Below are 19,099 nucleotides of genomic sequence, written 5' to 3'. Positions count from 1 at the left end.
ATTATATCATCTAGATATATTTTCAGCAACTAAGCTGAACCTCTACGAATCTGACAAAATCTTAAAAATAGGTTGTATAAATACTATTTTTTCCGAAGTCGATAGGTGATTCGGCCTTTTGTCAAATCGTAGGGTGTTAACTCTACCTTGACTCGATCGCCTGGTAGAATTTTGATGTAATTGCGACGGATTTTACCGGAAATATGAGCTAGTACATTAAACCCATTATCCAAGTCTACCCTGAACATAGCATTAGGTAGGGATTCCGTCACTGTTCCCTCCATTTCTATGAGATCTTGTTTAGCCAACTTTTAATAACCTCAACCCTGCAAGTAAGAAATTTAGTTTGGGATTAGCCTGATTATTTCAGTTGATTCCCTTAACATATCTTATCAAAAGTTTTTAATTTTTAGAGGTTATTCAGTATGAGGGATAATATCTCTACAAATATTTAGCTGGCTTATGTAACTTCAAAAATCTAATTTTAGGTATAAAAAGTTTAAATTTTTCACCTTCAAAATCTGATTCCAAGTTACTTCAGCTTAGTTGATCAACCGCTTGTTTCAGAGAATCAGTCACAGCATCAATGGCATGATTTCCATCTACAGTAATTAACTGTTGACTTGCTTCATAAAACTCAATCAAAGGTTCTGTTTGTTGATAATAAACTTGTAAACGATTTTTAATAGTTTCTTCATTATCATCTTGACGACCCCTTGATAACAAACGAGCTACTAAAATATCATCCGGCACTTGTAAATTAATGACTTGAAAAGAATTACTAATTTTAGCTTTTCCTGTGTCAGTCTCATTTTCATTTGTACTTGTAGACAAAAGTTTTTTGACAAACTCCTCTGCCTGAGTTACAGTCCGGGGAAAGCCATCTAGAATCCAACCATTCTGAGCATCAGGGTTTTCCAATCTTTTTTGAACCATATCAAGGATAAGTTCGTCAGGAACTAGATCGCCTTTATCCATATATTCTTTGGCTTGAATACCCAAAGGAGATTCTTCTGCTACATTAGAGCGCAAAATATCACCCGTAGAAATATGAGGAACGTGGTAAAACTCTGCTATTAGAGAAGCTTGTGTTCCTTTCCCTGCTCCCGGCGGACCCAAAAAAACCAGTTTTACCACTATTGCTTCACCATTCCTTCGTATCTTTGGGAGATAACATAAGTTTGAATTTGTTTGGCTGTATCTATTGCTACACCTACTAGAATTAATAGAGAAGTAGCTCCTAATCCTCTAAATGTAGGTACACGGGTGGCACTTTCTACCGCAGTCGGAACTATTGCTACTAAACCTAGGAAAATAGCTCCCAGGAAAGTCAAGCGATTCAAAACTTTCTCTATATACTCGCTAGTAGTTTTACCTGGACGAATACCTGGAATACTTGCCCCCATTTTCTTCAGATTCTGCGACATATCAATTGGGTTCATAATTAGGGATGCGTAGAAATAACTGAAGAATAAAATCAAAACGAAGTAAAATAAAGCATACAGCCAAGGAGTAGGACCACTAGGACTTATCGCAGTAGCAATCTGAGATATAATAGGGCTATTGGCAAACTGAGCTAAGGATACAGGTAATATCAGAACTGCTGAGGCAAAGATGATGGGCATTACTCCACCTTGATTCAATCGTAAAGGTAGATAGCTTTTTGTTTCCCGATATAGTTTTCTACCTACTTGACGACGAGCTGAAAGTATAGGAATTCTGCGACTTCCTTCTTGCACAAATACAATACCAACAATCATTACTAGGAACACCAGCAACAAAATAATTGCCCGGCCAACGATCGCCCGGTCTCCTCCTTCAAACAATTTAATCGTGTCCCCTAATGACTGAGGAAGTACAGCAACGATGTTCACAAAAATAAGTAAGGATGCGCCATTTCCAATACCTCTTTCTGTGATTAATTCTGATATCCACATCACAAACATTGAACCTGCTGTAATTGCCAAAATAGTTTTAGCAATAAATATAGCTCCTGGATTAATTGCTACAGTTACAAATTCTCCATTAATCTCTCCAGATGAGTTATTCAGAAATATTGCTAAACCAAAGCTTTGTAAAACTGACCAACCCAACGCCACATAACGAGTAATTTGAGAAATCTTGCGGCGTCCTGCCTCACCTTCATTTTTCTGCAAGTTTTCCAAACTTGGTAGAGCTGCGGTCATCAATTGAATAATAATTGATGCGTTAATATAGGGTATGATTCCTAATGCAAAAATACCTAATGCGGAAAAACCACCACCAGAAAAAAGGTCGAGGAATCCAGTTAAAGCCTGATTTCCAATTGTTTCTTTAAAAGCTTCTCTATCTATCCCTGGTACTGGTAGGTAAACACCTAAGCGCACCAACAGGAGTAAACCTATTGTTACGAGAATTCGCCCTCGCAACCCGGCAGCTTGGGCCATCTGCAAGAATGTCTCTTGAGCAGTTGGTGCCTTGTCTCTACTAATGTCCATATCTATTTGAGATTTTGTTTTTTATATTTTTGATTTTAGCAAAGTTGGGCAGAATCCTCCGCTTTCAGATATGTTAGTTCTCTTGTCCGTGTGTTGAGTCTTCATTAGAGACAGTTTTAGAGCCAATTTCTTGGCAACTGCCACCTGCTGCTTCTATTTTTGTTCTAGCTGAAGCTGTAAAAGCTGCTGCATGAACTTTGAGTGCGACGTTCAACTCTCCATCTCCCAGAACTTTAAGTGGACCATCGTCGCTGGTAATAATTCCAACTTCCATTAGGGAAGCAAGAGTTACCTCTGTGTTAGCTGGCAATGATGCTAACTTACTCACATTTATAATCGTGTATTTTTTCCGATTTACCATCGGAAAACCTTTTAATTTTGGCAAGCGACGATATAAGGGATTTTGGCCACCTTCAAATCCTGGTCTGGTGCTGCGACCAGACCGAGATTTTTGACCCCGCATCCCTTTACCGCAGCTTGCACCTTGGCCTGCGGAGATTCCCCGGCCTACTCTACGACCGCGCTGTTGGGAACCTTTTTTTGGAATTGCATCTTTTAATCGCATATTTATTAATCTTTATTAGCTGTTAATTTACCTTGACATCCTCCCGAAGCAGAAACCGGGTTTATCGGCGAAATGGTATTAAAAACAAGGTCGGGGCAATAAACCCGGTTTCTTGTTTGAGTGCGTAAGTCCTGTAGGCATTAATTATCCAATTTCCCATTAGTCTAGTTTGGGACTAAACATATAAATTTTCTATAGGTACATCTCGCTCTTGAGCTACATCTGCTAATGTCCTCAAGCCATCTAAAGCGTTAACAGCAGCTCTGGCATTATTTAATGGATTATTAGAGCCTAACTGTTTGGCTAATATATTCTGAACACCTGCTAGTTCCAGAACTGTTCTAACAGCTCCCCCCGCAATAACTCCTGTACCTGGTGCTGCTGGCCGCATCATTACTTTGGCTCCTCCACCAATACCATTTACTGGGTGAGGAATAGAATTAGATTTGGTGAGTGGAACTTCTATGATATGTTTTTTACCATCAGCCACTCCTTTCTTTACAGCACCGATAACATCTGCGGCCTTACCCACTCCTACGCCTACTTGACCACGTTCATTGCCGACTACGACAATAGCCCGGAAGCTCAGATTCTTACCACCTTTTACAACTTTGGTGACTCGGCGAATTTGGACAACTCTTTCTTGCCATTCACTTTCTTTCTCTTTTGTACGGCTGCTTTTTTTCCGACGTTGTTGTTGCTGCTCTGCCATAGTTCTTACCTTTTGTCAAGTTCATTGTTTATTTCTGTGACTTGTAATTACTTAGAAGTCTAACCCAGCTTCACGAGCTGCATCAGCCAAGGCTTTGACACGACCATGATAAAGATTTCCACCACGGTCAAAAACTACTTTTTCTATTCCTTTTTCTAGCGATCGCTTGGCAATTAATTTTCCTACTTCTGTAGAAGCATCACAGTTAGCACCAGATTTAACATTTGATTTTACTTCTGCTTCTACAGTTGAGGCCGCCACCAAAGTATGCTGTGTAGTATCATCAATTATTTGTGCATAGATATGCATATTTGAGCGAAATACTGATAACCTTGGACGTTCTGGTGTTCCAGATACCTTTTTCCGGACTCGGCGATGTCGCTTTCTGATTGAATCTTGACGAGTGTATTTCATTGTTTATTTTTTACCTGACTTACCCGCTTTGAGTTTAATCATTTCTCCGGCATAACGAATGCCTTTACCCTTATATACTTCTGGTGGACGCACAGCACGAATTCGTGCTGCGGTATTTCCCACCAATTCTTTATTAATACCATTAATAATTACGTTGGTATTATTTTCTACTGCTATATTAATACCTTCAGGAGAAGGCATTTCAACTGGTTTACTGTAACCCACGTTTAATACCAAAGTCTTGCCTTGAACTTGGGCACGATAACCTACACCTTGAATCAATAGTCGCTTTTCGTATCCTTTAGATACACCTTCGACCATATTGGCAACAAGGCTGCGACAAAGACCATATCTCTGACGAGCCCGGCGAGACTCTTCTTGTGGTTTAACAATAATAGTCTCTTCTTGTTGTTCCACTCCTATCTCAGGTGGCAATACCCTAGAAAGTTCACCTTTAGGACCTTTGACTGTCACTTTTTGACCCTCAATGGTAATGGTCACTTTTTTAGGTATTGGGATTGGAAGTTTACCAATTCGTGACATAACTTGTTCTTATATTTAAGTTGCTAGCTGTTTTTTGTTTTGCTCGATCAATAGCTATCTATACTATTTATTTTGGTTATATAGCATTACAAAAAAGTGTATAGTTTGGAGCTGATAGCTGATAGCTATACTACCAAACATAGCAAAGAACTTCTCCGCCGACACCTCTTTTTCTAGCTTCTCTATCAGTCATAATTCCACTAGATGTAGAAATAATAGCTATTCCTATTCCACCTAAAACCCGTGGCAATTCTTTGCGATTTTTATAAACCCGTAGTCCTGGTTTACTAACTCGCTTCAAGTATCTAATGATGGGTTGGCGATTTTTGCCTTTGTATTTTAAAGAAATAACTAAGTATTTCTGAATACCTTCCCCTTCCTGTTCAAACTCACCAATAAAGCCTTCTTCTTTCAAGACTTTAGCAATACTGCGAGTCATCTTTGTTGCTGGAACTTTTGTTGTTGTATGTTGCGCCATGCAGGAGTTGCGAATTCGCGTCAACATATCTGATATTGTGTCGTTAGCCGCCATTTTTTCCCCTTTTCTTTAACTCTTTAGTTAATTACTCTGGAAGGGCATTCCCATTTCTTTAAGTAGGGCACGGCCTTCTTCATCACTATTAGCTGTGGTAATAATTGAAATGTCCATTCCTCGAATTTGATCGATCTTGTCATATTCTATCTCTGGAAAAATCAGTTGTTCTTTGACGCCTAAACTATAATTGCCTCGACCATCAAAGCTCTTAGGATTTATGCCTCGAAAATCTCTAATTCTAGGTAATGCTAAATTAATTAGTCTATCTAAAAATTCATACATTCTTCCAGAACGTAGAGTAACCATAACTCCTACTGGCATTCCTTCACGAATTTTAAAGCCAGCGATCGCTTTCTTTGCCCTAGTTACTACTGGTTTTTGACCTGTAATTGTAGCCATTTCCTTGACAGATGAATCTAAGGCTTTGGCATTTTGGGATGCTTCCCCTAAACCACGATTAATTGTTATTTTCACCAGCTTTGGTACTTGGTGAATATTTTTATACTTAAATTGCTCCATCATTTTAGGAACAATTTTTTCATGGTAATATTTCTTTAGTCTTTCTGCCATAGTTTTGCTTATTAGTTGAAGAATTTACTGGAGTTTAATCAATAATTTCTCCTGTTTTTTTGAGCTTTCGTACTTTGCGACCATCTTCTGTAAATGTATAACAAATACGACTAGCTACTTTTTCTTTAGTAGAATAAAGCATCACGTTAGAACTATGAATGGGAGCTTCAACAGTAACAATTTTACCCGATTCTCCTTCTTGCTGAGGTTTAACGTGCTTTGTTTTGACGTTAACATCTTTAACTACCACTTTGCTGATTTTTGGTAATACTTGGAGGATTTCACCTACCTTACCTTTATCTTTTCCAGCAATTACTTGAACTGTGTCACCTTTTTTAACGTGAATTTTATAGCGTACAGGTTTTCCCCTGGCAGTCATCAAGGGTTTTTTCTTTCTAGACATTACAGTACCTCCGGTGCTAGGGATACAATTTTAGTAAAATTTTTGTCTCGTAATTCACGAGCTACTGGACCAAATACGCGAGTTCCCCGTGGATTTCCATCTTGGTTAATGATAACTGCTGCGTTATCATCAAACCTAATGCTCATACCACTATCTCGACGCAGACCTTTTTTAGTTCTAACAACAACAGCTCTAACTACATCTGACTTTTTCACAGCCATATTAGGAGATGCGTCTTTAACGACACCTATAATTACATCACCTATGCGTGCATAGCGACGATTTCCACCACCGATTACACGGATACACATTATTTTGCGGGCACCGCTATTATCAGCGACATTTAATACACTTTCTTGTTGAATCATGGTGGTTTTTCTGAAATTTCTAGATGTTTATGCCAAACCAATTTTATTTCTTAAGTTTAGTTAGGATTTGATTTTTGTTAACTTTGAATAGTTTTACTCGGATTAATAAAACCAACCATTAACTAATCTTAGAATTAATTATTTCAGCAAGTTCCCAACGTTTAGTACGACTCAGAGGGCGAGTTTCTGTAATCCTAACGCGATCGCCTTCGTTACATTTATTTTCCTCGTCGTGAACTTTATATCTTTTAGTTTTAACGACTGTTTTACCGTATCTAGGGTGAGCGGAGCGGTTTTCTACTGCTACCACTATTGTTTTTTGCATTTTGTTGCTGACAACTACACCCACTCTTTCTTTAGCTGCCATAATTTTCCTTCTTTATGAATTAAAAGTGTTCTTGTACTAGCTTTCAGCTTTCAGCTTTTAGTAGTTACGGGTTAAAAAGATGGTTGAGGATGTTTTAAAATTCCCCTTATCGCAGGTTAAAATAATAATCTAAATGAATTGTAAGTGCTAACCACTTAACCACTTTTTTAATTATTTAACCTATAAATAAAATTCTTATAAATAAAGTGTTAACAATAAAGATTTTACTAACTATAACACTTAATTAATTGTTGATTTTTATTCAGGGGTTTCTTCTGTTTCAACGGCAGTAGAAGTTTCTACCACTTTAGCTAATTCCCGTTCTTTTTCTATTGTTAATAACTGAGCCAGTCGATGGCGGTTATGCTTGAACAGGTGTGGTTTTTCCATTCTTCCTGTACCTTTGAGGATGCGTAAATCGAACAAGTCTCGCTTAACTTTCACTATTTCAGCAGCTAGTTCTTCATCACTCAATTCCCTCACTTCTGATATTTTCGGGAAAGGCATAAATTAATCCTCCTTAGGCTCCTCGCGTACAATAAACTTTGTCTTAATTGGCAACTTAAATGATGCCAAACGCATAGCTTCACGAGCTATATCTTCTGCAACTCCGCCCAACTCAAACATAATACGACCTGGTTTAACCACTGCCACCCAATATTCAGGGGCACCTTTACCAGATCCCATACGAGTTTCTGCTGCTCTCATTGTAACTGGTTTATCTGGAAACACACGAATCCAGATTTTTCCACCCCTACGAATGTAACGAGTCATAGCACGACGAGCGGCTTCTATTTGACGGGAAGTAATCCAAGAAGGTTCTAATGCTTGGAGTGCATATTGTCCGAAGGAAATAGTATTGCCACTATTGGCATTACCTCTCATTCGTCCGCGTTGCTGTTTGCGGAATTTCGTTCTTTTAGGACTTAACATAGTCTACTATTTTGTTCTTGATTTGGTATTTTCCTAGAAAGTTTGTTATAGCAGTAATCACAAAGGTCAATAATTTCAAAAAAAAGTTTAAACCATTAAAGTCTAGACATTTGATGCTATTTTCAAGCTACTTTTTTACTTGAATACCAATTGATTATTCGTCGATAATCATTTTTGACTTTTGAATTTTGACTTTCTTGAAATTTACCCTTCGTTAGACCTGTCTTCATATTGCTGACGACGTTTTTGTTGTCTACGTTTTGGTTGCCTTTCTTGAGCACTAGCAACTTCTTCCTGACCAGGAATTATTTCTCCTTTGAAAATCCAAATTTTAATACCAAGAATACCGTAAATTGTCTTAGCAGTACAATAGGCATAATCAATATCAGCTCTCAAAGTATGTAAGGGTACACTACCTTCTCTTGTTACCTCAGTACGAGCAATTTCTGCTCCGTTAACCCTGCCACTTACTTGTACCTTAATACCTTCTACACCAGCTTTTTGCGCTCTAGTTATAGCTTGACGTACAACTCGGCGAAAAGATACCCTTTTCTCTAGTTGTTGAGCAATGTATTCACCAATGAGCATAGCATCAGTGTCTACTTTGGCAACTTCAACAACATTGATTCTAATTTGACGGTTGCTACCCAAAAGTTTTTGTAACCCTACCCTCAAAGAATCAATTCCTGCACCACCTCTACCAACTACCACACCAGGTCTAGCGGTGTTAACTTCTAAGTCTATCTGCTCTGCTTTTCTCTCAATTCTGATTTGAGAAATCCCTGCATTAGCAAGAGTTGCTTTCACATATTGACGAATTTTGTAGTCTTCTTCCAACAATTCTGGGTAGTTCTTAGCGTCAGCGTACCAACGGGAACGATGCTCTTGGGTAATACCTAGTCTAAAACCAGTTGGATGTATTTTTTGTCCCATTACTTACTCTTTATATAGTGTTTTTATCTAAGTTGACAAATTCCTCAGCTTACTTAATCAACTAAAGAGGCAACTGCCACTGTAATGTGACAAGTAGGTTTACGAATTTTGTAAGCACGACCTTGAGCGCGGGGTCGATAACGTGGTAAACAAGGGCCTTGATCTGCGAAAGCCTTGGATATAACTAAGGTTTCTGGATCTATTCCGTTGTTATTCTCCGCGTTTGCTGCTGCTGAACGTAATACTTTCCGAATCGGACCACAAGCTCGGTATGGCATAAATTCCAGGATAATTAATGCTTCCCGGTAAGAAATGCCACGAATTTGGTCAAGGACTCGCCGTACTTTAAACGGAGACATTCGGATATAACGAGCTATTGCTTTTACTTCTGTACTGGTATCTATAGGCATACCTATCTCCACTTAATCAATTCTAAGTTATTTATCTTTTTGACTTTCTATCTGAACCGTGACCCCGATATGTTCTAGTCGGTGCAAATTCACCTAATTTGTGACCTACCATCTGATCGGAGACAAAAACGGGAACGTGCTGACGTCCGTTATGTACGGCGATAGTATGACCAACCATATCAGGAATAATTGTTGAAGCTCTTGACCAAGTTTTAACTACCTGTTTTTCATTTTTAGCATTTAAAGCTTCTATTTTCTTCAAGAGACTATCTGCAATGAATGGTCCTTTTTTTAATGAACGAGACATAATTGAATTTATGGTTTATTTGATACAATTAAAAAATGATCCTGCTGATTGCTGAATGCTAAGAGCTGAATGCTTCTCAGTTCTAGCTTTGACGACCACCTTTGCCTCGTTTCGAGGATTTACGCCGACGTTGTACGATTAAAGCATCACTCTGTTTTTTCTTCTTCCGGGTTTTCAGACCTAATGCTGGTTTACCCCAAGGAGTAACAGGTCCACTTCTACCAACTGGTGCCCTACCTTCACCACCACCATGAGGGTGATCGACTGGGTTCATCACACTACCTCTAACGGTTGGTCTCTTGCCTTTCCAGCGATTACGGCCTGCTTTACCTAGACTAATATTTCTATGCTCAATGTTACCTATTTGGCCTAAAGTTGCGTAGCAGCTTGCTCTAATTTTACGCCGTTCGCCAGAGGGAAGTTTGACTGTTACATACTCACCTTCTTTCGCTACTACTTGAGCTACAGCACCAGCAGAACGCGCCATTTGTCCTCCTTTCCCAGGAACGAGTTCTATGTTATGAACATCTGTACCCAAAGGAATTTGACTTAGAGGTAAAGCGTTACCAATTTCAAGGGGAGCATTGACTCCAGAGGTAACTATTGCTCCAACTTTTAATCCCACGGGATGTAGGATATAGCGTTTTTCTCCATCTTGATAATGTAGAAGTGCTATTCTGGCGTTCCGGTTAGGATCGTATTCAATTGCTGCTACTTTAGCTGGAATATTATGTTTGTTACGATGGAAGTCGATAATACGATATAGTTTTTTACTACCTCCGCCTCGGTGACGACAGGTGATTACACCACGATTATTACGACCCTTTTTTCTATGTTTGAATTTAACCAGAGACTTTTCTGGTTTCGAGCGAGTTACTTCCGCGAAGTCGGAAACACTATGTTCTCGGGTACTTGGTGTATAGGGTCTGTAGGAACGAATACCCATAATTTATGCTGCTCTATGCCAATATATTTTACAGATTAATTGCTTTAAATTGCTCAAATATTTTTGATCAAAATAATCAGAGCCAAAACCTCGCATTTTAATCAGTTACCAGTTATCAGTTAAATATTTTTTCTAGTTTAATCGCGCGGAACTAAAGTAAGAATTTAACTTTTGAAATCCCCGGAACCAAAACAATTTCTGACTTCTGACTTCTGACTTCGTTATAGGTCTGGGAACAGGATTTTCCTAATTGGTTCCCCATCTTCTAGAGTGACAATAGCTCTTTTATATTGAGGTTTAAAACCCATGAATTTGCCTACTCTGCGTTTTTTTCTTGGTAAGTTTAGGGTATTGATACCTGTTACTTTTACCTCAAATAGTTGCTCAATTACTTCTTTTATCATTGGCTTTGTTGCCCTTGGATCTACATCAAATGTATATTGATTTAGTTCCATTAACCTAGTAGCTTTTTCTGTAATAATTGGGGCTTTAATTATATCTACTAAGTCTCGTGAATCAAGTTTCATCTCCGTAGACCTCCTGAATTTTGGCAATTGCTGTTGCAGTTGCTATAATTTTGTCCGCTTCTAGAATATCGTAAATATTCAAGTTGTTAGCTAGAGTTATTTTCAGCTTGGCAACGTTGCGACCTGACAAATATACGTTTTCTTGCTTTTCTGGTAAGACTAAGAGAACTTTTGATTCTGTATCTACTCCCCAACGAGCGATCGCTTCTACCAATTCTTTTGTTTTTGGTTTAGGGAATTGTTCGGCAAACTCTTCTATAACTATTAAGTCTTCTGAGCGACTTTGGAAAGCAGTGCTAAGTGCTAGCCTTTTTTCCTTACGGTTCATTTTGTGGGAATAGTCTCTTGGTTTAGGACCAAAAATTACACCACCACCACGCCATAGGGGTGAACGGATCGAACCTGCTCTTGCTCTACCTGTTCCTTTTTGTCGCCAAGGTTTACGACCACCACCTCTAACTTCGGATCTGGTTTTGGTGCTAGCTGTTCCCTGGCGGTTATTTGCCATTTGTAGTCTTAGGGATCTGTGAACAACATGAGCGGCACTTTCTTCTTTCGCTACTCGTAAGTTGAGAGTTGCTTGCCCAGTTTCTTCACCTTGCCAGTTTTTTATGACACAATCAACCATCTTTTTTTCTCAAAAATTTTCTCTATTTTTGACCTACTATGTTTGCTGGAGCAATACTAATTAATGCGCCTGGTTTTCCAGGAATACTTCCTTTAATTAGCAATAAGTTACGTTCAGTATCTATTCTCGCTACTTTTAGTTTTCTAGTAGTGACTCGCACGTTTCCTAACTGCCCTGCCATTTTCTTACCTGGATAAACACGTCCTGGAGTTGTTCCCGGACCTGTGGAACCTGGTAAACGGTGGTTTTTAGAACCGTGAGCCATTGGTCCACGTCTAAAGTTATGACGTTTTTGATAACCAGCAAAGCCTTTACCGATACTTTTTCCACAAACGTCAACCAGTTGACCTGCTTCAAATAGATCGACTTTTATTTGTTGACCTAATTCAAAGTTACCTGTATTATCTACTCTGTATTCTCGTAGATGACGTAAAGGAGTACCACCTGATTTAACCAAATGACCTTGTTGAGCATTGGTTAAATACTTATTAACTTCTTTTGGTTCTTTTGTATTTAGTTTACGGGTTTTATTTTTGGCTTCACCATATCCAATTTGAACTGCAGTATAACCATCTGTTTGTTCAGTTTTGATTTGGGTAACTACACATGGTCCGGCTTGAACTACTGTTACAGGAATTGCTTTTCCAGTTTCAGCTTCAAACACTTGTGTCATGCCTAGTTTTGTGCCAAGGATACCAACTACCACTGTCGCTCTCCTTTATTTTTTTTATGCACTACAACATTATATTAATGGAAATAAATCGCCATTTTTATTATTCTAATGACATATCTATTTCCAAGTCGTAAATCATACTATTAATCTGTAGGACTTACGCAAAAACCAGATATATCAATGACATTTCGTGATTTTAAAAATAATAATCAGGGTAATAAACCTGATTTCTTATTTAGGTGTGTAAGTCCTGAATCTAGATGTTTTAATATAGACTATTTATAGAGAATTGCATCTCAATTAGGTCTCGTATTTGCAGGCAATATATCTGCACTACTTTTTTGACACCATATTTAATTCAGATAAATTCAGGAACTAATACTTAGCAGTAAAAAAGCTTATCGCCTGTTGAAGACGATATTATTTTTTTTAACTTTGTTGTCTTTAATTTATCTAGTTATGACTGTATATTCGCCAGGACTTGAGTAGCTTGCCACTCAGTATCCGTTTTATTATTTGTTAACAGCCACTAACAAATAATTCCTACTTCATCCTATAAGTTAAGTATGGATTAGTCTTATCCTTACTTTACTCTTAGCTTAGATAAAAATAGGTAGTTAATGCCTTTAAGGCCAAACAAACCTTTTTTCGGCGACAATATATTATTGTATATTATTTACTAATACTTGTCTAGAGGTTGAAACAATTTTTTTTTGAAGTTGCTAGGAACACAAGTATCTTTGCTTGAAGTAACTATAATGTAGACCAAGTATAATCAGCTAGGATCTAAGAATTTAGGGACAAAATTAAGCATGGCATTGATTACAACTGGTCGAGGAATAATTCGGGATTTAGAGAAGTCTGGATCTTTGGCCGTTTATGTTCCTTTGGAAGGAGGATTTGAAGGGCGTTATCAACGTCGTTTAAGAGCTTCTGGCTATGTAACTCACAATATTACTGCTAGAGGATTAGGTGATTTGGCCATGTATCTCACAGGGGTACATGGAGTTAGACCTCCTCACTTAGGTAAGAAAACTGTAGGTAATGGTGCAGCGGTTGGCTATGTCTACTATGTACCACCAATTGTCAGTTATAAATTGGAACATTTACCAGCCAAGGCTAAGGGTTTGATTCTGTGGATTATAGAAGGTCAGATTTTATCTAGTCAAGAAATTGAGTATTTAACTGGCCTACCTAAGTTGGAACCACGAGTAAAGGTCATCGTGGAAATGGGTGGCGATCGCTTCTTTAGGTGGACACCACTTCAAGATACTTTGGTGCCTGCTTAGGAAGTAGGGGATTCATTAATTGATAATTGATAATTGATAATTGATAATTGATAATTACCTCTCCCTTTTAGGGAGAGGATTGAAACAAAGGCAGAAAAGATTTATTTTTTTCCCCTTGAAAGGGGAGGCTTTAAACCTGAATGGTCTAATTATTTAATTGTTTAATTATTAATTATTTCGGTAAGCGAGTGAGGGAGTGAGGGAGTGGGGGAGTGGGGGAGCATTTTTCCTGTATTACTTCTATGCCACTTCCTGCTCCCTTCCTCAAAGATTTAATCGCCATTGATTCTAAATGGATTCTATAGGTAAGAACTAATAGATAGCATAGATAGCAGATTAAGTCTAATCCATAATTTGTCTAGTGAAGCATTAGTGGGTGAAAGACAAAACCTCAACTATAATAAATCTTTGTTGGGGTACTTCACCTTTGTACCTCGGATTTTTTTGAGCTAAAAGCTAACATATAAGCGTGAGAGAACGCTACTATCCTTTAAATTCCCTTAAAGAGGGCCACTGGTTTAAATTAATCTGTGGGGCCAGCTTTCAACACCTGCCAACGGTGAGAAATTTAACATTAGCTTATACTTTGGCAGGTGCAGATTGTATTGATGTGGCTGCAGACCAAGCGGCGATCGCTGCGGCGAAAGAGGCTGTGGAAGTTGCATCTAGGCTTAAGACCTTGGCCAATAATCGGAGATTTGGCTACCAAGGAAGGCCATTGATAATGGTCAGCATCAATGATGGAGAAGATCCTCATTTTCGCAAAGCTGAGTTTGACCCCACCATTTGCCCCACAGACTGTTGGCGACCTTGTGAGAAAGTATGTCCGGCAGATGCTATAGTTTTTTCTGACAATAGAGATGGTGTAATACCTGACTATTCAGGAGTGATAGATGAACTTTGCTACGGTTGTGGCAGGTGTTTGTCTGTGTGTCCTAACCAATTAATACAGGCTCGCTCTTATGTATCTACTCCTAGTTCTATTGCATCATTAGTATTGCAGACTGGTGTAGATGCCATAGAAATTCATACGCAAGTGGGAAGAGAAACTGATTTTCAGCGACTCTGGAAAAATATAAAGCCCTGGGTAAGTCAATTAAAACTAATAGCAATTAGTTGCCCGGATGGGGAAGGGCTAATAGAATATTTATACAGTTTGTATGAAATGATTTCTCCTCTTCCCTGTACTCTAATTTGGCAAACTGATGGTAGGCCAATGAGTGGAGACATTGGGGCAGGTACTACCGCAGCTACAATTAAATTGAGTCAAAAGGTGCTAGATGCAGGATTACCAGGGTATGTACAACTAGCAGGTGGTACAAATAATTCTACCATAGTCAAGCTAATGGCTGCGGGTTTGCTGGCAAATAAGAGCCAGGAACAAGACAAAGAACCCATCAATAATTTAACTACTCCCATTTCAGAAAATAAATTTGTTGCTGGTGTAGCTTATGGTAGCTACGCCCGTGTTCTGTTGTCACCAATTTTGGAAAAGTTAGAAACAATGCACAAATCACAACTACAGGCAATTGAATTTGCCTGCAATCAAACTGGCGTCAATACAAAAGACGTTAATCAACACCAGAGTAACAACTCTCAACTAACAAAGCTAGAAACTGTACCGGAAATTCTTTCGGAAGCTGTCAGTTTAGCTAGTTCTCTAGTTTCGCAAATTAAAAGATTGGAGATAGGCAAGAGTTTGAATTAATGTGAAGCTCTCATAAACCAAGGTTTCAGTTTTTGCCTCTCATTCATCTCTTTTATCACCCATGTAGATAAAGTAACTTTAAACAAAGAATGCACATTACAGACGACCTTTATAGATTATTAGAAATTGTGCCGGATCAAATCAGACGGCCTTTACAGCAGCATCAAGAGCGAAATCATCTGATTGAAATTGTGATGGATCTGGGTCGTCTCCCAGAAGCTCGTTTTCCATCCCACGCAGAATATTTGGGTGAAATTCCTATTTCGAGAAAAGACTTGAGTTATTCTATAGAACGAATTGGTAGTTTTAGTAGTGATAATCGAGCAGGTATTGAGCAGACGCTACACCGAATTAGTGCGATGCGCAACCGCACTGGAGAAGTTATTGGTTTGACTTGTCGGGTGGGGCGGGCAGTATTTGGCACAATTGCTATGATTCGTGAATTGGTGGAAACGGGAAGGTCAATTTTGATGCTTGGTCGCCCCGGTGTGGGAAAAACAACGGCACTACGAGAAATTGCACGGGTGCTTGCTGATGATTTAGGAAAACGGGTCGTAATTATCGATACTTCTAATGAAATTGCTGGAGATGGAGATATTCCTCACCCTGCTATTGGTCGTGCCCGTCGGATGCAGGTTGCTACTCCTGAAGAACAGCATCGTGTAATGATTGAGGCGGTGGAAAATCATACGCCAGAGGTGATTGTGATTGATGAGATTGGCACGGAACTGGAAGCTTTGGCAGCGAGAACGATTGCAGAACGTGGGGTGCAGTTGGTGGGTACTGCTCATGGAAATGAGATTGAAAATTTGGTGAAAAATCCAACTTTATCGGATTTGATCGGGGGTATTCAGGCTGTAACTTTGGGTGATGATGAGGCACGACGACGGGGTTCTCAAAAGACTGTTTTGGAACGTAAGGCTCCCCCAACTTTTGAAATTGCTGTGGAGATGTTGGAAAGGCATCGTTGGGTGGTTCACGAGCAGGTGGCTAATACTGTTGATGCTTTGCTGCGGGGGCAAAAACCTAATCCACAGGTGAGGACGATGGATGATACTGGTGAGGTGCAGATTAAACGAGAGTTTAATACTCCCACTGGATTGGGTGCGGGTGTTAATCATAATGTAGGGGGATTAGTCCGACAGTCGGGGGAGATGTTGAAATCGGGTGGTAGTTTTCGTGATTCTGGTTATATGATGCCGTTGTCGAATACAGGTAAAATTAGTCAACCAACTGAGTTTTCGGAAGCAAAGTCTTTTGAACAGTTGTTGGATGAATCTTTATCTGGGCAAGAAATGTTTTCTCATGGTATGGGAGGACGTTGGGAGGCTAAAAATACGGGTCCGAATGGTGAAGATTTGCCTCTGCATATTTATCCTTATGCTATTCCACGTCATCAAATGGAACAGGTGATTACTACTTTGGGTTTGCCTGTGGTTTTGACTAAGGATATTGATAGTGCGGATGTGGTTTTGGCTTTGCGATCGCACACGCGGAAACAGTCTAAGTTACGTCATGCAGCTAAGACTCGTCATGTACCTATTCATGTGATTAAGAATAGCGGTTTGCCTCAAATTGCTAAGGCGTTGCGACGGTTATTGGATATGGATGATCCTGCTACTCCTGAGTTTGCTGATTTGAATTTGTTTGCTGCTTCTGCTTCTGAGGATGAGATGGAGGCGTTGGAGGAAACACGGTTGGCGGTGGAGCAAATTGTGATTCCGAAGGGGCAACCTGTTGAACTTTTGCCACGGTCTCCGAAGGTGCGTAAGATGCAGCATGAGTTGGTTGAGCATTATCGTTTGAAGTCTGCTAGTTTTGGGGATGAACCTAACCGACGTTTGCGTATTTATCCAGCGTAGTTGAAGAGAGTGTGGGGAGGGTGGGGAGTGTGGGAGGTGTGGGAAGTGAGGATTTTGAAACTGTCATTGCGAGTGGCAGCGAAGCAATCTCACAGTGAGTTTGGTAGGGTGCGTTAATGAAATGTAACGCACCGTTTATCCTAAATTTTATGGTGCGTTATGCTTTGCGATATGAAAATGAAATGTAATGCACCGCTATTTCTCAATTCTCTTTCAAATCTGACTAAATTTCATTTTAACTGAATCAATATCTTTTCCCCAAGGTGAAATAATGTATAATTCATATTCACATTTTTCTGCAATAAATTTATCAATATCTTCATTGAAGGTTATCTTTTTTTCAGAAATTTCCTCCACCTTCTCGATTTTTTTTGTTATGTAACTTTTTAGAGCGGTTTTCATATTATTGATTAAAGTGGCATCAGGTATTTCCGATGTGAATTTTATAAAAGTTTCTTGAGCTAAAATAATATCCATCATCATCGAAGTCTGTTTATCATCATATCCACTACCTATTTGTATTTATCGTGAACTGATATTGTTAATTAAGGCTCTAAATAAGTAAACTGGTTGTCGGTTATTAGTGTCTTTAGCTTTATCAATTTTTCTGTACTTTTCTCTTATGTATTTTAATACCTCAATTAAAGAATCAGACATATTTCTACTTATGATAGAGGATTCTGTATAATAAGAGTAATTAGGAAATAAATTCGTCTCCACAAACAGTGTCAATATATAGCTACATTCTTCTAAAAAATTTTCTCTATATTTAGCAGAATATTGTCGTGAATAGTTCAAAGATAACTGATAGATACATAAGCATCCTAAAATTTGTGTAATAGGTATAACTATTTGAATTTTAGTAAAATACTGCCTACAGAAAATATCTATCAAGTATAGAGATTCTTTTAGATATTTATTGTAAAGTGATGCTAAATCAATTTCACTTTCATTGAAGATACCTATTTTGTCAAAAGCAGTATCATAACTTTTATTCTCAATTAGACTTAATTTATAAATTTTACAATCTTCTCCACCCTTATAAATTTCAACATCTTCTTCACCCGATATATGTCTTATTATTATTATGCGTTTTCTTATTTCTAAGATACTCGAATTAATTTTGGATAAATCACTGATATGAGACTCTATCGCATTAATAAATAGTACAGCAAATTCTGTTTTTTCTTTTCTATCAGTGAAATACCTAATCAAAGTATTACCTAGAAATATACTTGCTGTCGTTGCTAAAATAGTTACTAATGGAAAATTCAATATATTCTTATATGTTTCAAGAAAGCTGTTTATATTATTATAGCGCTACGCATTAAGGTTAGGACATTTCTAAATCCTAAAACCCTTTATTAGTCTACTATTCCCTATTCCCTATTCCCTATTCCCTAGCGCGTAGCGCTATAACATTTACTGATATGATTTCAAAAATAAACGGTAACAATATAAAAGAGATACTGGAAATTATGATGCCAAAGGGTTTTTCTTTGAGCATAAAATACACTAAAACTATAATGCTCAAGGGATTTTCCTTATGAATAAAATACACTAAAACTATTAATCCTAAAACAAAGCCAATCAGTGCAGGGATAATATTTTGCATTTGAGGGATCATAATCTTATCTATATTAAAAATTTAGTTTTCCTATAAATCAGAAAGTATTACCTTAAACAAAATTCCATCATATAAAATTATTATCAAAAATTTCCATAAAAAAAGTTGGGGAAAACCCACCCTAAAGTTAACAGTAATTATAGTAGTCGTTATTATTACTAATTATCAAATTATCCTAAGTTTTACGGTGCGTTACGCTCCGCTAACACACCCTACAAGACCTGATAATTGAAATAGTGCTATAGTGAAATTGACAGAGAAAAAAACCAGAATAAAATTATGTCTAATTACACAGAAAATTC

The 19,099-nt window shown here is 38.2% G+C and carries 26 protein-coding genes; 3 read left to right on the top strand and 23 right to left on the bottom strand.

All coding sequences use genetic code 11. The annotated features are described in order from the left end of the window. Positions 1 to 83: 83 nt before the first annotated feature. From infA to rplC, 21 genes are all read right to left on the bottom strand, one after another. Entirely contained in the window at positions 84 to 308 is a 225-nt protein-coding gene (infA, locus tag ACP6PK_RS28755) for a translation initiation factor IF-1 (RefSeq protein ID WP_008191178.1), read from the bottom strand. A 229-nt stretch (positions 309 to 537) separates the two neighbouring features. Next, complete coding sequence (locus ACP6PK_RS28750) at positions 538 to 1,137, bottom strand: adenylate kinase (RefSeq protein WP_426564821.1); 600 nt, start codon at positions 1,135 to 1,137, stop codon at positions 538 to 540. Continuing rightward, positions 1,137 to 2,477, bottom strand: a complete 1,341-nt coding sequence (gene secY, locus ACP6PK_RS28745; RefSeq protein ID WP_426564819.1) for a preprotein translocase subunit SecY — start codon at positions 2,475 to 2,477, stop codon at positions 1,137 to 1,139. The genes ACP6PK_RS28750 and secY overlap by 1 nt, the downstream gene beginning before the upstream one ends. A gap of 73 nt (positions 2,478 to 2,550) precedes the next feature. After that, on the bottom strand, positions 2,551 to 3,042 hold the full coding sequence (gene rplO / locus ACP6PK_RS28740) for a 50S ribosomal protein L15 (protein WP_426564817.1): 492 nt from the start codon (positions 3,040 to 3,042) through the stop codon (positions 2,551 to 2,553). 175 nt (positions 3,043 to 3,217) lie between these two features. Continuing rightward, positions 3,218 to 3,754, bottom strand: coding sequence for a 30S ribosomal protein S5 (gene rpsE, locus ACP6PK_RS28735; RefSeq protein WP_426564815.1), 537 nt, complete (start codon positions 3,752 to 3,754; stop codon positions 3,218 to 3,220). A gap of 51 nt (positions 3,755 to 3,805) precedes the next feature. Further along, positions 3,806 to 4,168 carry a 50S ribosomal protein L18 gene (gene rplR / locus ACP6PK_RS28730; protein WP_426564813.1) on the bottom strand — a complete coding sequence of 121 codons (363 nt, stop codon included), beginning with the start codon at positions 4,166 to 4,168 and terminating at the stop codon, positions 3,806 to 3,808. Between the two features lie 3 nt (positions 4,169 to 4,171). Then, a complete protein-coding gene (gene rplF / locus ACP6PK_RS28725) occupies positions 4,172 to 4,711 on the bottom strand; it encodes a 50S ribosomal protein L6 (protein WP_426564811.1) in 540 nt (179 codons plus the stop codon). Positions 4,712 to 4,841: 130 nt separating this feature from the next. Beyond that, positions 4,842 to 5,243: a 30S ribosomal protein S8 gene (gene rpsH, locus ACP6PK_RS28720; RefSeq protein ID WP_426564809.1), complete on the bottom strand. Its 402-nt coding sequence runs from the start codon at positions 5,241 to 5,243 to the stop codon at positions 4,842 to 4,844. Positions 5,244 to 5,270: 27 nt separating this feature from the next. After that, the gene (gene rplE / locus ACP6PK_RS28715; protein ID WP_094672507.1) at positions 5,271 to 5,816 is read right to left on the bottom strand and encodes a 50S ribosomal protein L5; all 546 of its coding nucleotides are present in this window, start codon (positions 5,814 to 5,816) and stop codon (positions 5,271 to 5,273) included. A gap of 34 nt (positions 5,817 to 5,850) precedes the next feature. Next, a complete protein-coding gene (gene rplX, locus ACP6PK_RS28710; protein WP_094672506.1) occupies positions 5,851 to 6,219 on the bottom strand; it encodes a 50S ribosomal protein L24 in 369 nt (122 codons plus the stop codon). Beyond that, positions 6,219 to 6,587 (bottom strand): 50S ribosomal protein L14, encoded by a 369-nt coding sequence (rplN, locus tag ACP6PK_RS28705; RefSeq protein ID WP_426542634.1) that lies wholly within the window; start codon positions 6,585 to 6,587, stop codon positions 6,219 to 6,221. Before rplN ends, rplX begins: the two co-directional genes overlap by 1 nt. 118 nt (positions 6,588 to 6,705) lie before the next feature. Next, entirely contained in the window at positions 6,706 to 6,954 is a 249-nt protein-coding gene (gene rpsQ, locus ACP6PK_RS28700) for a 30S ribosomal protein S17 (protein WP_094672504.1), read from the bottom strand. Positions 6,955 to 7,212: 258 nt separating this feature from the next. Next, positions 7,213 to 7,461 (bottom strand): 50S ribosomal protein L29, encoded by a 249-nt coding sequence (rpmC, locus tag ACP6PK_RS28695; RefSeq protein WP_426564806.1) that lies wholly within the window; start codon positions 7,459 to 7,461, stop codon positions 7,213 to 7,215. 3 nt (positions 7,462 to 7,464) lie between these two features. Beyond that, the gene (rplP, locus tag ACP6PK_RS28690) at positions 7,465 to 7,887 is read right to left on the bottom strand and encodes a 50S ribosomal protein L16 (RefSeq protein ID WP_094676954.1); all 423 of its coding nucleotides are present in this window, start codon (positions 7,885 to 7,887) and stop codon (positions 7,465 to 7,467) included. A 204-nt stretch (positions 7,888 to 8,091) separates the two neighbouring features. Continuing rightward, positions 8,092 to 8,820 carry a 30S ribosomal protein S3 gene (rpsC, locus tag ACP6PK_RS28685; RefSeq protein ID WP_426564804.1) on the bottom strand — a complete coding sequence of 243 codons (729 nt, stop codon included), beginning with the start codon at positions 8,818 to 8,820 and terminating at the stop codon, positions 8,092 to 8,094. Between the two features lie 53 nt (positions 8,821 to 8,873). Then, the gene (rplV, locus tag ACP6PK_RS28680; RefSeq protein ID WP_094676958.1) at positions 8,874 to 9,230 is read right to left on the bottom strand and encodes a 50S ribosomal protein L22; all 357 of its coding nucleotides are present in this window, start codon (positions 9,228 to 9,230) and stop codon (positions 8,874 to 8,876) included. Positions 9,231 to 9,261: 31 nt separating this feature from the next. After that, on the bottom strand, positions 9,262 to 9,537 hold the full coding sequence (gene rpsS / locus ACP6PK_RS28675; RefSeq protein ID WP_094676960.1) for a 30S ribosomal protein S19: 276 nt from the start codon (positions 9,535 to 9,537) through the stop codon (positions 9,262 to 9,264). A gap of 82 nt (positions 9,538 to 9,619) precedes the next feature. Continuing rightward, a complete protein-coding gene (gene rplB / locus ACP6PK_RS28670) occupies positions 9,620 to 10,483 on the bottom strand; it encodes a 50S ribosomal protein L2 (RefSeq protein ID WP_094676962.1) in 864 nt (287 codons plus the stop codon). Positions 10,484 to 10,704: 221 nt separating this feature from the next. Beyond that, the gene (locus ACP6PK_RS28665) at positions 10,705 to 11,010 is read right to left on the bottom strand and encodes a 50S ribosomal protein L23 (RefSeq protein ID WP_094676964.1); all 306 of its coding nucleotides are present in this window, start codon (positions 11,008 to 11,010) and stop codon (positions 10,705 to 10,707) included. Beyond that, entirely contained in the window at positions 11,000 to 11,638 is a 639-nt protein-coding gene (gene rplD, locus ACP6PK_RS28660) for a 50S ribosomal protein L4 (protein ID WP_426564801.1), read from the bottom strand. The genes ACP6PK_RS28665 and rplD overlap by 11 nt, the downstream gene beginning before the upstream one ends. A 22-nt stretch (positions 11,639 to 11,660) precedes the next feature. Further along, entirely contained in the window at positions 11,661 to 12,344 is a 684-nt protein-coding gene (gene rplC / locus ACP6PK_RS28655) for a 50S ribosomal protein L3 (RefSeq protein ID WP_094676968.1), read from the bottom strand. Positions 12,345 to 13,123: 779 nt separating this feature from the next. Between rplC and ndhN the strand changes: the two genes are divergently transcribed. The 3 genes from ndhN to ACP6PK_RS28640 all read left to right on the top strand — a co-directional run bounded on the left by ndhN (position 13,124) and on the right by ACP6PK_RS28640 (position 17,170). Beyond that, entirely contained in the window at positions 13,124 to 13,600 is a 477-nt protein-coding gene (gene ndhN, locus ACP6PK_RS28650) for an NAD(P)H-quinone oxidoreductase subunit N (RefSeq protein ID WP_426564799.1), read from the top strand. A gap of 469 nt (positions 13,601 to 14,069) precedes the next feature. Continuing rightward, on the top strand, positions 14,070 to 15,308 hold the full coding sequence (gene ldpA / locus ACP6PK_RS28645) for a circadian clock protein LdpA (protein WP_426564797.1): 1,239 nt from the start codon (positions 14,070 to 14,072) through the stop codon (positions 15,306 to 15,308). Between the two features lie 89 nt (positions 15,309 to 15,397). Continuing rightward, the gene (locus ACP6PK_RS28640; protein WP_426564795.1) at positions 15,398 to 17,170 is read left to right on the top strand and encodes a R3H domain-containing nucleic acid-binding protein; all 1,773 of its coding nucleotides are present in this window, start codon (positions 15,398 to 15,400) and stop codon (positions 17,168 to 17,170) included. Positions 17,171 to 17,383: 213 nt separating this feature from the next. On the opposite strand, the gene ACP6PK_RS28635 is transcribed toward ACP6PK_RS28640, so the two are convergent. Together ACP6PK_RS28635 and ACP6PK_RS28630 are read right to left on the bottom strand one after the other, a co-directional pair. After that, the gene (locus ACP6PK_RS28635) at positions 17,384 to 17,653 is read right to left on the bottom strand and encodes a hypothetical protein (protein WP_426564793.1); all 270 of its coding nucleotides are present in this window, start codon (positions 17,651 to 17,653) and stop codon (positions 17,384 to 17,386) included. 39 nt (positions 17,654 to 17,692) lie between these two features. Further along, the gene (locus ACP6PK_RS28630) at positions 17,693 to 18,445 is read right to left on the bottom strand and encodes a hypothetical protein (protein ID WP_426564791.1); all 753 of its coding nucleotides are present in this window, start codon (positions 18,443 to 18,445) and stop codon (positions 17,693 to 17,695) included. Positions 18,446 to 19,099: the final 654 nt, after the last annotated feature.

The organism is Dapis hubbardiae BLCC-M172 (assembly GCF_050016015.1).
In the GTDB taxonomy this organism is placed as follows: Bacteria; Cyanobacteriota; Cyanobacteriia; order Cyanobacteriales; family Microcoleaceae; genus Trichodesmium.
Note: the sequence above shows the minus strand (reverse complement) of the source record. Positions and strands in the feature narration are given on the sequence as shown.